Origin of the sequence: Bacillus sp. FSL K6-0138 (assembly GCF_037982765.1) — a bacterium.
GTDB lineage: Bacteria > Bacillota > Bacilli > Bacillales > Bacillaceae > Bacillus > Bacillus glycinifermentans.
This window is the reverse complement of sequence record NZ_CP150286.1, coordinates 3,168,121-3,180,774: the sequence shown is the minus strand read 5'-3', so window position 1 is coordinate 3,180,774 and position 12,654 is coordinate 3,168,121. Positions and strand designations below refer to the sequence as shown.

General features: G+C 48.2%; 9 protein-coding genes and 1 pseudogene. 9 read left to right on the top strand and 1 reads right to left on the bottom strand.

From position 1 onward, the window contains the following. Window positions 1–5 precede the first annotated feature (5 nt). From MHB78_RS16825 to MHB78_RS16785, 9 genes and pseudogenes are all read left to right on the top strand, one after another. The gene (locus MHB78_RS16825) at window positions 6–1,073 is read left to right on the top strand and encodes a sulfate/molybdate ABC transporter ATP-binding protein (RefSeq protein ID WP_046131127.1); all 1,068 of its coding nucleotides are present in this window, start codon (window positions 6–8) and stop codon (window positions 1,071–1,073) included. Between the two features lie 140 nt (window positions 1,074–1,213). Next, window positions 1,214–1,843: a YesL family protein gene (locus tag MHB78_RS16820; protein WP_046131126.1), complete on the top strand. Its 630-nt coding sequence runs from the start codon at window positions 1,214–1,216 to the stop codon at window positions 1,841–1,843. 15 nt (window positions 1,844–1,858) lie between these two features. Beyond that, entirely contained in the window at window positions 1,859–3,595 is a 1,737-nt protein-coding gene (locus MHB78_RS16815; protein WP_046131125.1) for a sensor histidine kinase, read from the top strand. 2 nt (window positions 3,596–3,597) lie between these two features. Beyond that, window positions 3,598–4,755: a response regulator gene (locus MHB78_RS16810; protein ID WP_046131124.1), complete on the top strand. Its 1,158-nt coding sequence runs from the start codon at window positions 3,598–3,600 to the stop codon at window positions 4,753–4,755. A gap of 140 nt (window positions 4,756–4,895) precedes the next feature. Next, the gene (locus tag MHB78_RS16805) at window positions 4,896–6,194 is read left to right on the top strand and encodes a sugar ABC transporter substrate-binding protein (RefSeq protein WP_046131123.1); all 1,299 of its coding nucleotides are present in this window, start codon (window positions 4,896–4,898) and stop codon (window positions 6,192–6,194) included. A 26-nt stretch (window positions 6,195–6,220) separates the two neighbouring features. Beyond that, window positions 6,221–7,114, top strand: a complete 894-nt coding sequence (locus MHB78_RS16800; protein ID WP_046131122.1) for a sugar ABC transporter permease — start codon at window positions 6,221–6,223, stop codon at window positions 7,112–7,114. A gap of 3 nt (window positions 7,115–7,117) precedes the next feature. Then, complete coding sequence (locus tag MHB78_RS16795) at window positions 7,118–7,999, top strand: carbohydrate ABC transporter permease (protein WP_046131121.1); 882 nt, start codon at window positions 7,118–7,120, stop codon at window positions 7,997–7,999. A gap of 18 nt (window positions 8,000–8,017) precedes the next feature. After that, window positions 8,018–9,052, top strand: a complete 1,035-nt coding sequence (locus tag MHB78_RS16790; RefSeq protein ID WP_046131120.1) for a glycoside hydrolase family 88 protein — start codon at window positions 8,018–8,020, stop codon at window positions 9,050–9,052. 1,345 nt (window positions 9,053–10,397) lie between these two features. Continuing rightward, window positions 10,398–11,147 (top strand): annotated as a pseudogene (locus tag MHB78_RS16785) (carbohydrate ABC transporter permease); the annotation flags it as partial. A gap of 27 nt (window positions 11,148–11,174) precedes the next feature. On the opposite strand, the gene MHB78_RS16780 reads toward MHB78_RS16785, so the two are convergent. Beyond that, on the bottom strand, window positions 11,175–12,605 hold the full coding sequence (locus MHB78_RS16780; RefSeq protein ID WP_340032995.1) for an IS1182 family transposase: 1,431 nt from the start codon (window positions 12,603–12,605) through the stop codon (window positions 11,175–11,177). Window positions 12,606–12,654: the final 49 nt, after the last annotated feature.

The window sequence follows — 12,654 nt, the reverse complement described above, 5'->3', positions numbered from 1 at the left end:
TAACAATGGGTATATCAATCAAAAATGTTTCCAAATCGTATGGTGAATTTCATGTGTTAAAAGATATCAATCTTGAAATCAAAAAAGGGGAGCTGATCTCCTTGTTGGGGCCGTCCGGATCGGGGAAAACGACGCTGCTCAGGATCATCGCCGGGCTTGAACAAGCTGATCGGGGAAACATTTTGTTTGAGGGGGCTGATCAGACAAACGTACATGTGAAAAACCGCAATGTCGGCTTTGTTTTTCAGCATTACGCCCTTTTTCGCAATATGACCGTTTTTGAAAATGTGGCCTATGGACTGAAAGTTCGTCCACGGAAAGAAAGGCTTTCGAAAAAAGAAATCAAGCAAAAGGTCGATGAGCTGCTGAACATCGTCAGGCTGAAAGAATTTGGCGAACGGTATCCTTCCCAGCTTTCAGGCGGGCAGAGGCAAAGGGTGGCTCTCGCCCGCGCCCTTGCCGTCAATCCCCAGGTGCTCCTTCTTGATGAACCGTTCGGCGCCCTTGATGCAAAGGTGAGAAAAGAACTGCGCCGCTGGCTCAGAAAAGTGCACGACGAGTTTCATATTACGAGCGTTTTTGTCACCCATGATCAGGAGGAAGCGCTTGACATCTCAGACCGCGTCGTGATTATGAACAACGGAAGGATCGAGCAAGTCGGCACGCCTGAGGCCGTGTATGAAATGCCGGAGAACCCGTTCGTGTACGATTTTCTCGGTACGGTCAACCAATTCAAAGGCCGGCTTGACAGCGGATATATTTACGATGGGAATTTCAAGTTTGAGTTGCCGGGAGATGTGAAAACCGTAAAGACTGCTGCCAATGGTATCGGGTTTGCCAGGCCGCACCACTTTATTGTCGAAAAAACGCCGGACCATGACAGCGGAATTCATTGTAAGGCGGAACACATCCGCGCAATCGGGTCGACGGTTCAGCTTGAGCTGAGGAGAACCGATACAGGGGATATCATTGAAATCGAATTAACGAAAGACGATTTTTTGAAGCTGCAAATCAAAGTAGGCGAGGATTTGTACGTCCGGCCTAAGCAGCTGAAAGTCTTTTGTTCATCGTAAAAACGGGTGATGGGAGCTTTTAGCTCCCATTTTTCGTCATTCAGAAAGAAGGATTTATCAAACAGGAAGCGAAATATACAAAATCAGACTCTGTTCCACAAAATGTAAGCGTTTTCTACAAAAGGGGAGGGTTATTTATTATGATTCACGTGTTGTCGAACGGATTTTACCGCTTTTCCGAGTGGGTGATGAGGCTTGCGCTTCTGAATATGCTGTGGATCGGTTTTTCAGCTGCGGGATTGATCGTATTCGGGCTTGCTCCGGCGACTTGCGCCATGTTTGCCGTGACGAGAAAATGGGCGATGGGCAATACGGATATCCCCGTTTTTCAGACGTTTTATACAGAATTTAAAAAAGGGTGGGGGAGATCGGTCATACTCGGTCTGATCCTGTCCCTTACCGCTCTTTTATTGTACGTCGATTTTCGAATCGCCGCCGTCTGTTTTCTCGATCAGCCTGCCGTTATAAGCTTATTCATCAGCCTTTTTATCATATATGCCATCATCCTCTCCTACATTTTCCCGATCTATGTCCACTATGAGATGAACCAGATCGAAGCGCTGAAATACAGCTTCATGATCGGTTTTGCCCGCCCGCTCGTCTCTTTTTTAATGATCGTAAGTGCGATCGGCTTCGTGCTGCTCACCTTATTTCATGTCACATGTCTCTTGTTTTTCAGCGGCAGCGCTTTAAGCCTCGTATTGACAAAACTGGCGTTTCGCGCTTTCCGCGCGCTTGACGTCCGCCATGAGACCTTCATGCGCGAATGAAGGTGCTAACGTCCAGTGAACAGGTTTCAGCATTTAAAAATTAAAGATCAGTTGTTTATCCTCATTTCCTTTATCATGGCGATTTCGCTGATTTTGATGTTGGGCGGCGTTCAGTACGCTTTCCGCATGTATGATCAGCAAATTTACCGGAAATCGTCGCAAGTTTTGATGATGTCGTCAAAGAGCATTGAAGATGAGCTGAAAAAGATCGAAGACGTGTCATATCAAATCGCGACAGATCAAAACATTCAAACGAACCTCTTAAAAGCGGGACATGACCAGAACAAATACGGCCGCTACCGGATCAAACGGGAGATTTGGGATCAGCTTGCCGAATATACGGGATCAAAGCGGTACATCAAGTCGATCCATTTAGTCGACGCATTTGGAACGGAATACTCGGCCGGGGCAAACTCCTCTGAAGCGTTAAAACGGCAAATCAGCAGATTGACAAAGCAAGCGGCCCGCATGAAAGGGGGAAACGTATGGGTGACAAAGCCCGGCGCAAACGGCGAGCTTTTATCAGTCAGGGAAATCCGGTCGTACAAACAGCTGAATCTTGACCATCTGGGAATCGTATTGATCGTGGCGGACTTAAAAGGCATTGTCGGCGATCTCCCGAAGGATTGGGAGGAAGGCGCTGGCAAGGTTGCCATGTCGGATGAACGGCACACCTTTTTTTCGGACAGCCCTTTACAAAAAATCGACCCGCCCCGTTTATCTTCCCATGTTCAAAACGGATATACAATCGTGAAGAATAACGGCAGCCGCTTTTTTATGTCATATGTCACATCACCCTATGAAAATTGGACATACTGGAGCCTGATTCCCTTTGATGCGATGTTTTCCAAAATCTCTGCGATGAAAGCTATACTCATCTCCCTTTTTATTCTCTTCTTTTTGACAGCCGTCCTGTTCGGCAGAAAAATCGCCAGAGGCTTGACAAGCCCGATCGAAAAGCTGGTCGCCGCGATGAAGCATGTGCAAAAGGGCGATTTTAAAACGCAGCCGCTCTTTAAGCCGCCGCCTGAACGCCAGGACGAAGTCAGCGTGTTGAACCGGACGTTTATTACGATGGTTGAACGGATCAACGAATTGATCGCAGAAAATTACGAAAAGCAGCTGATGATAAAGGAAACGGAATTCAAAGCGCTTCAGGCGCAGATCAATCCCCACTTTTTATACAATACGCTGGAGTCGATCAACTGGCTGGCCAAGACGAACCGGCAGCCGAAAATTTCAAAGATGACCGAATCTCTCGGCTTTTTGCTGCGGAATGCGGTCAATATGAAAACAGATGTCTTAACGATTGAGGAAGAGGCTGACATCGTTCTTCACTACTTCACGATCCAGCAGTTCCGTTTTGAAGAACGGCTGGTGTTTGAAGTGGCTGTCGACCCTCTTGTCAAATCGTGCCTCGTCCCAAAGCTGATTCTCCAGCCTCTGGCTGAAAATGCGATTACGTACTGCCTTGAGCCTGTCATCGAGCCTTGCCGCATCGCCATCAAGGCTTTCGCAAAGGACGGCTTCGTATACTTGACCGTGAAAGACAACGGACCAGGCATGGACAAGAATTTTTTGGAACAGGCAAACAAGGGGCTCGTGCAAACAAAGGGCAAAGGCATCGGACTGCAAAATATCGATGAGCGGATCAAGCTGATGTTCGGCGAAGATTACGGTTTGAACATTTCAAGCGAAAAAAGTAAGGGAACAGAGATTACGATCAAAATACCATTTCGAAGCGGGGTGTGATGATGTACAAAGTTCTGCTTGCAGACGATGAACGTATCATTCTCGAAGGGATCTCAAGCATGATTCAATGGCATTCGTTCGGCGCGTCTTTGGTCGGCGCGGTGCAAAACGGGATGGAAGCATACCAGCTCATCCTGCGCGAACGTCCGCATATTGTGATCAGCGATATTAAAATGCCGGGAATGGGCGGACTTGAATTGATCGAGAAGGTGTCCCGCGACCATCCGTCGATAAGGTTCATTTTGCTGACCGGGTTTGGCCGATTTGAATACGCGAAAAAAGCGATGACATACGGGGTGAGGCATTATTTGCTCAAGCCGTGCAATGAAAGACACATTACGGCATCACTTGCAAGCGTGATCAGCGAATTGAAAAAAGAAGAGTCTACAGAACGGGTGAAATCGGATTTGGAGCTCGTCCGCCCCCACATCCGAAAACACGCTTTACAAGAGCTGATCAAAGGCGGCAAAAAGGCTGCCGAAAGGTATTTGCGTTTTTTTCCCGAGAGGCAGAACATCGCGCTGATTCTGTTTGCCCTTGAAGATTCCGGACGTCTGTCCGCACTGCAAAAGCTCGCAGCAGGCATCCTCGGGTCATCGGTCATCGCATCCGTCCGTATGAACGATGCTGTCGTGTTCGCGGCCGAACCGTCGGAGCTGATCGAGGAAAAAATCGAACGCGTAAAAAAGCAGGCCGAACAGCAATTTCATACCGTGCCGGCTGCAGCATTGAGCGGGAGCGGGGAAATCAGGGATGCTGCCTCATTATACGAAAAGGCGCGCGGCCGGCTCGAAAAACAGCTGATCACGGCCTGTGCTCAGCCATCGGTTTTGGTCCGGAAAATGCTCGATCTGATTCAAAAAGAAGCCGCAAACCCGAAGCTCTCATTAAAATGGGCTGCCCGAAACGTGTTGTACATGAATCCGGACTATCTCGGCAAGCTGTTTAAACAGGAAACGGGCGAGAAGTTTTCGAGCTATGTCACAAAAGTGCGCATCGAAAAAGCAATCGCCATGATGAAGCAAAAAAACGGCATCACAATCAGCAGCTTGGCCGAGGAAGCGGGATTTGGCGACAATCCAAAATATTTCAGTCTCGTCTTTAAAAAATATACCGGCTATACGCCGTCCGAATACCGGAGTAAGAAAGAAAAACCGTGACGAAAGCTGTCGGCAAAGCCGGCGGCTTTTTTGCCGATTTCTCTGTTTTTTTAACATTCTTCTCTGTTTTTTGAGTGTTTGGAGGGGGAGATTTGTCATTAAAATAAATGTAAGCACTTACAAAAAGAGGGGGATGTTGGATGAGGAGAATTGTACAATTTGTTGCATGCGCAATGCTGCTGTTCGGCCTCTGGGGATGCAGCTCCAGCAGTGAAGAGACTTCAGGCGGCGGAGGCAAACAATCGATTACGCTCAGGGTCGCCTGGTGGGGCGGACAGCCGCGGCATGACTATACGACGAAAATCATTGAGATGTATGAAAAGGAACATCCGAATGTCAACATTGAAGCGGAGTTTGCCAATTGGGACGACTACTGGAAAAAGCTTGCGCCGATGTCCGCCGCAAACCAGCTTCCAGATGTGATCCAGATGGATACCGCGTATTTATCACAATACGGGGAAAAAGGACAGCTTGAAGATCTTACGCCTTATGTAAAAGACGGAACGATCAAGACGGATTCAATCGATGAAAAGGTTACAGAAGGCGGGAAGATCGACGGCAAACTATACGGCTTTACGCTTGGCGTCAACGTTCTGTCGGTGATTACGAACGATGATCTTCTCAAAAAAGCCGGCATTACAATCGATGATCGCAATTGGACATGGGACGATTATGAAAAGTTCGCGCTCAAGGTCCGGGAGGAGACAGACCAATACGGATCAAACGGCATGAACCCGCCGGACGTCTTTTTCCCTTATTATCTCAGGACGAAGGGTGAACGCTTTTATAAAAAAGACGGGACAGGCCTTGCCTACGCCGATGACAAGCTGTTTGTCGATTATTTCAAGCGGCAGGTGAAGCTTGTCAATGTCCAGGCTTCTCCGACCCCTGACGAAGGCGCGCAAGTGAAAGGAATGGAAGACGACTTTATCGTAAAAGGGCGGACAGCGGCGACCTGGAACTATTCCAATCAATATTCGGCGTTTGCCCAGCTCACAGATGCACCTCTGTCTCTCAAACTGCCGCCTGGGCAGTCGGACGAAAAAGCGCTGTTTCTGCGCCCGAGCATGCTGTTTTCGATTCCGAAAAGCTCTCAACATAAAAAAGAAGCCGCCAAATTTATCGATTTTTTCGTCAACAGAGAAAAAGCGAACGCCCTCATGAAGGGTGAGCGGGGGGTTCCGGTATCGGCAAAAGCGGCTGAATCTGTCAAAGCAAAATTGAATGAAGAGGAGAAAAAGATTTTTGAATACGTTGAAAGAGCAGCAAAGCATGCGGGAGAAGGCGACCCGCCGGAGCCTGTCGGCAGCGCAGAGGTGATCAAGCTGCTCAAAGATACGTCAGATCAGATTTTATTTAAAAAAATCACGCCGGAACAGGGCGCAGCGAAGTTCAGAAAAGAAGCGGACGAGATACTGAAACGAAATCAAGCGAAGTAAGCCTTATCGTTTAGGAGGATGCAACTGTGAAGAAATGGAATGACAACCTGGCGGGCTATGCCTTTATTTCTCCGTTTATCATCGGATTTCTCTGCTTTACCGTGATTCCGATGGGCGCATCGCTGTTTCTGTCGTTCACGAGCTACGACCTGTTCACAACGCCAAAGTGGGTCGGCTTGGACAATTACAAAACGATGCTGACGGATGATGAGAAGTACTGGGGCTCCCTGAAAGTGACGTTTACGTACGTGCTCGCAGGCGTGCCGCTGCGGCTGGCATTTGCGCTTTTCATCGCTGTGATCTTAAACAGGGCGGAAAAGGGAGTGGGGATTTACCGGACGCTCTTTTACCTCCCCTCGATCATCGGCGGAAGCGTGGCTGTCGCGATTATGTGGCGCAACGTGTTTGGCAACGACGGTGTGATCAATGCGCTTTTGTTTTTTATCGGAATAGATAAGAAGATCCTTTGGTACCAGGACCCGACGAGTGCTTTGTGGACGTTGATCCTTTTGTCAGTGTGGCAGTTCGGTTCATCGATGCTGATTTTTCTTGCGGGTCTGAAAAATATTCCGCCGATGTATCAGGAGGCGGCAAGCGTCGATGGGGCAAACAGAATACAGCGGTTTTTCCTGATTACGCTGCCGCTGCTCAGCCCGATCATCTTTTTCAATCTCGTCATGCAGACGATTTCCGCGTTCATGACTTTTACGCCGGCCTACATCATTTCGAAGGGCGAAGGCGGCCCGCTTGACGGGACGCTGCTTTATTCCCTGTATTTGTTCCAGCGGGCCTTCAACTTCTTCCAAATGGGCTATGCCTCTGCAATGGCATGGGTAATGCTCATTCTGATCGGGCTTGTGACCTTCATTTTATTTAAAACATCTTCGCTCTGGGTGCATTACGAATCAAAGGAGGGATGACGGATGGAACCGGCAAAGGAAATGGCAAGAGAGGCTATTCTGGTTCCGGCCGGGAAGGAAAAAACGGGCCGGATCGCCTTTCATATCCTCACGGGAGGCCTTGCCCTTATTTTGCTGTATCCGGTTATTTGGCTTTTGGTCAGCTCGTTTAAAGAAAGCGCGGGCATTTTCGCTACATCGCATTCTCTGATCCCCGATCCGTTTGTCATATCCAATTATGCAGAAGGGTGGAAAGGGATCGCCGGACAGCCGTTTATTACATTTATCAAAAATTCGCTCATCATCGTCGGATTATCGACAATCGGCGCCGTTTCGTCTTCTGCGGTTATCGCTTATGGATTCGCGCGCATTCCGTTTAAGGGAAAGGCGTTTTGGTTTGCCTGCATGATGGTGACGATGATGCTGCCTCACGAAGTGCTGATGATTCCGCAGTACATCATCTTTGCGAAGCTTGATTGGCTCAATTCATTCAAACCGATCGTCATTCCGCAGTTTTTCGGGCACGCGTTTTTCATTTTTTTGATGATCCAGTTTATCAGGACGATCCCCGTTGAACTCGACGAAGCGGCAAGAATCGACGGCTGCAGCCGTTTCGGGATCTTTTTCAGGGTGATTCTGCCGCTGATCGCCCCGGCGCTTTCGACATCTGCGATCTTTTCGTTTTATTGGAAGTGGGAGGAGCTGATCAATCCGGTCCTTTATTTGAACAAACCGGAGCTTTATCCCGTTTCGCTGGCGCTGAAGCTGTTTTTAGACACGGAAACGGCGTCGAACTGGGGAGCGATGTTTGCGATGTCGGTCGTCTCGCTTTTGCCCGTCATTCTCGTGTTTTTTCTGTTCCAAAAATCGATCGTTCAAGGGATCAGCATGAGCGGATTAAAATAAAAAAGGGGAGAGATATGTATGCCGAAGCTCGTTTTTGATGAAGAAAAGCTTTATGAAATCATCGATCGAATCGTCAAGCGGACGTTTGAAATGGATTTTGAGTGGGACTGGCCCGGAGGTGTTGCGTTTTACGGCGTGGCTGAAGCGTATGAAGCCACGAAAAATGAAGAATACCTTCGCCTTCTGAAAGAATGGATCGATGAAAGGCTAGAAGACGGCCTGCCGAAGCTTTCGGTCAACGGCGTCTCAATCGGGCACACGCTTTTGTCCTTATATGAAGCAACCGGTGATGACCGCTATCTTGATACCGCAAAGCAGATGGCCGATTACGTTCTTCATGAAGCCCCAAGGTTTGCCGACGGCATTCTGCAGCACACCGTCAACTCGGAACGACATGTGTTTCCTGAACAGGCATGGGTTGATACGATGATGATGGCCGGGCTGTTTTTGCTTAGAATCGGAAGGCTTGCGGGGAATGATGACTATTTCGAAGACGGTCTCAGACAGTTTCACGGTCATGAAGAATTTTTGCAGGATATGGACACGAATTTGTATTATCACGCGTGGGATCATCAGGCAAAACACAATCTGTCAGGGGTGTTTTGGGCGAGGGGAAACGGCTGGGCCGCGCTGACGATGGCCAAGGCGCTGCCGCTGATTGATGTGACACACCCGTCTTATATGATCATTGACGGTTCGCTGAGAGATCTGTTGAGCGCGCTCGCGAGGCTCCAGCATTCTTCCGGGTTGTGGCATACGGTGCTGACAGACCCCGATTCCTATCTTGAGGTCTCAGGTTCGGCGGGAATTGCTGCAGGTCTTCTTGCAAAGGGGTCTTTATATCACAAATACATTCAAAAATCTTTGAGCGCAATTACAGAAGCAGTCCGCGAAGACGGCCGGGTCGAGCGTGTTTCCTCCGGAACCGCGGTGATGCCCGATGCCGAGGGCTATAAGGATGTGCCGTTTAAACGGATTCAAGGCTGGGGCCAGGGGCTTGTGCTGACCTTTTTGGCCGATGTCGTCCGCTCCAAATCGCGCGTATTCCAATAAAGAAACATCTGTTTTAGATCGCAGTGGGGGGATGGGGATGAAAAAGCTGCATCAAAGACATGTTTCACGGCGAAAGGGGACCTATTTTAGAAAGAGCTTTGTATTGATATTGCTGATTGCATGCATTCCCGGTCTTCTGACGGGAGCAGGCATCTATTTTTTCTCGGCGGCGAAGATTGAAAAAGAGCTTCAGGATCTGCATGAAAGCCAGGTCGAACGGCAGATCAGCCAGATCGATGACAAGCTTGAAGGCCTTGAGATCATGCTTTCTCAGCTCGCTTATGATACGCGGCTGATGAACGGCCTGGCCCGCGCCGATTTGCAGAAAGACTTTCAAACGACATACCGGCTGTCAAAATCGCTGTTTGTGCTTCAGGATCAAAATCCGCTGATCGAGCGGGTCGAGCTGTTTATTGAAGGCGCAGAGCCGCTCTTGTTGAGCCCCGAATACAGCGGAATAACCGACAAAAAAGCGTTGAAAGTTTACGATTCACTGCTGTCAGGGGATCAAAACGTCTATTGGAAAGAAGGGAACAACGGTTCTTCAGGCATGACCCTGATCCACAAAATACCCGGTGGGATCTCAAAACCGTTCGGCGCTTTGATTCTAACCCTTGACAGAAAGGAAATGAAGCATCTGCTTGAAAGCCTTTCGCCTTATTCAGAGGGAACGGCTCTGCTTTTCAACCGGAAGCAGCCAGAGGAGAGCGGCGAACGCACATTTGAAAGCGTTTTAAAAGAACGGATCGAACGGGAGGCGCGAAACCACGGCTCGTTTGTCATCAAGTGGAAGGACGGGACATATTCCGTGTCTTACGGACAAATGGCCAGGCTCGATCAGAAATGGACCTATGTCTCTGCATCGCCGATGTCGGCGATTACGGCTCCTGTATTGTTTTTTTCGAAACTTGTCGCATCGGTCAGCGCTCTGGGAATCGTGATTGCGGCATTGCTGACGTGGTATGCCTCAAACAAAATCTATTCGCCTGTTGCAAGGCTTATTCAGCTTTGCTCAGGTGAAGGGAAAAAAAGGATTCACCGCGACGAATTTCATTGGCTCGAAAAACGCTGGAACGACATGTCGACAGAGAGCGGACAGCTGAGAAACCAGGTCATGAAACAGACATCTGAAGCGGCAAACGGATTTTTCCAGCGCCTGCTTCACGGGCACTTCGCAGGCGAATCAGAGGAAGGCTTGAAAAAGCGCTTGAAAGCCTGCGGCTGGAATGTGCAAAACGGGGTGTTTATCATCGCTGATATTCAGCTGACAGGGCTGTACGACGGAAGCAGTTCTTTTTCAGAGAAGGACGAAAGCCTCGCCGGTTTTATGCTTGGCAATATCACAGCTGAACTTGCGGAACGCAGCTTTTTTATCTTTCCGGAGACCTTTTCGCTTGATGCGTACCGCTATATGTTTTCAACGCCGACGTTCATCAGGAGCATGGGGGTGTCTGTGTTCATCACGATTGTCGGCACGGTCGTTCAGCTCGTGTTTACATTTACGATGGCGTACCCGCTCGCCAAGCGGCATGTCAAAGGGAGGAACCTGGTGCTGAACCTCGTCATTTTTGCGATGCTTTTCAGCGGGGGGATGATTCCGACGTACCTCGTCGTCAAATCGCTGGGACTTCTTGATTCTTACTGGGCTTTAATTTTGCCGACGGCGATCAATCCGTTTAATTTAATCATTATTAAAAACTTTTTTCAGCAGCTGCCGAGAGAGCTCGAAGAGTCGGCGAAAATCGACGGCTGCTCGGAGATCGGCGTGTTTTTCCGGGTCGCACTTCCGCTTTCAAAACCGATTGTTGCGACATTCGCCTTGTTTTATGCGGTCGGTATCTGGAACGACTTTTTCCACGCGCTCCTTTACATCAATGACAGCGCAAAATGGCCCCTGCAAATGGTGCTGCGCCAGGTGACGATCCTTTCTGATCTGACCGGAACGACAAACGAACTGGCAGAAAACGCCGTCCCGCCGGAGCAGTCGATCAAACTGGCCGTCATTGTCATTGCGACGCTCCCGATTTTAGCGGTGTATCCATTTTTGCAAAAACACTTTGCCAAAGGGATTTTGATCGGGTCTGTAAAAGGATAAAAAAGCCGCCGGCAATTGCCGGCGGCTTCAGACCGTTGACAAAACAGGTCGGATTTTTAAAATCCGACCTGTTTTTGTCCATTTTATTCTATTATTTCGATCAGAAGGCTGGCGGTTAGGACCTTTCCAGGTCCAATTCGCCAGCTTTTTCAGATTCATGGCAGCGAAAACAAGCATCGCCTGCATGGACAATTTTTTCTTTCCCCGTAGGGTTGTCCAGCGCAGGCCATGCTTATGTTTTAAATCGGCAAAAACTCGTTCGATCGTCTCTTTACGTTTGGCATAGATTTGTTTATTCTCTTCCGTATGCCGAAGATGATCAGCTTCGTCTAAATGATCCTGCCAGATATGTCTGTGAATCATCTTTCGATGATCTCTACTTTCTGTACATGTATGTAGTAATGGACATTGTTTACATCGTTTTGGATCTGAAGCATACTCTCGATAACCTTGCCGATTGGTTGTGCGATAGGAGAGAATATGGTCTTGCGGGCAGATATAGACATCATAAAATTCATCGTAAACATACTCGTGTTTTCTCATGAATCCTTTTTTGGTTTGCGGACGCGTGTAAGGCATAACAGGGCGAACGTTTTCTTCATGAAGAAATTTTGCGATAACCGGTGTTTTGTATCCGGCATCAACTGCGACCGTATGAGGCTTGGCAACGCGCTCTTTTACTTGTTGAAACAGCGACGCGAACACTTGGCTGTCATGGATATTGGCAGGCTCAACAACCGTTCCCAGCACAAATCCGTTCCGATCACAAGCTGTATGAAATCCATAGGCAAAAAGACGTTCTCGTTCGCCTTTGACAAAATATCCGCTCTCAGGATCAGTTGTACTTTCCTTTACTTCTCGTTCCTCTAAGCATCGCCTGGGCTTTAAGGGCTTTTTTCCGTTCGCTTCGCGATCGGCATTAATTTCTTGATCTAGCTGCTCCTGATAAGCTCTTGTTTCTTTTCTTACGATCTTTTTCACAAACTTTTTCTTATTGGCATTCGCTTTGACATGTGTGCTGTCGATGAAGGCGACCGAAGGATCGACGAGGCCGAGATCCATGGCTTGACGTAAAATCTTATAGAAGATTGTTTCAAATAGGTCTGTGTCATGAAAGCGACGTTCATAGTTTTTACTGAAGGTTGAAAAATGAGGGATTTTTTCAGAGAATCCATATCCAATAAACCAGCGATAGGCTACATCAGTTTCGATTCGCTTAATGGTTTCGCGCATGGAGCGATGACCAAACACGTATTGAATGAGCACCATTTTAATCAGTACAACAGGATCAATACTTGGACGCCCTTTTGAAGAATAAAGAGGGGCAACTTTTTCATAAATAAATGAAAAATCAATGGCTTCTTCCATCTTCCTGACCAAATGGTCTTCAGGTACAAGCTCACTTAAGGCAAAGACTTCAAGCTGTTCACGCTGATCTTTAGAGTGTTTGGTCAACATGGTAAAACCTCCAAAAATTAGATTCCACACACATTTTAACAAAAAAAGC

Excerpts from the sequence above, each read along its gene's own strand:
- MHB78_RS16825 (WP_046131127.1), top strand. The coding sequence starts at position 6 with ATGGGTATATCAATCAAAAATGTTTCCAAATCGTATGGTGAATTTCAT.
- MHB78_RS16820 (WP_046131126.1), top strand. The coding sequence starts at position 1,214 with ATGATTCACGTGTTGTCGAACGGATTTTACCGCTTTTCCGAGTGGGTG.
- MHB78_RS16810 (WP_046131124.1), top strand. The coding sequence starts at position 3,598 with ATGTACAAAGTTCTGCTTGCAGACGATGAACGTATCATTCTCGAAGGG.
- MHB78_RS16805 (WP_046131123.1), top strand. The coding sequence starts at position 4,896 with ATGAGGAGAATTGTACAATTTGTTGCATGCGCAATGCTGCTGTTCGGC.
- MHB78_RS16795 (WP_046131121.1), top strand. The coding sequence starts at position 7,118 with ATGGAACCGGCAAAGGAAATGGCAAGAGAGGCTATTCTGGTTCCGGCC.
- MHB78_RS16790 (WP_046131120.1), top strand. The coding sequence starts at position 8,018 with ATGCCGAAGCTCGTTTTTGATGAAGAAAAGCTTTATGAAATCATCGAT.
- MHB78_RS16780 (WP_340032995.1), bottom strand. The coding sequence starts at position 12,605 with ATGTTGACCAAACACTCTAAAGATCAGCGTGAACAGCTTGAAGTCTTT.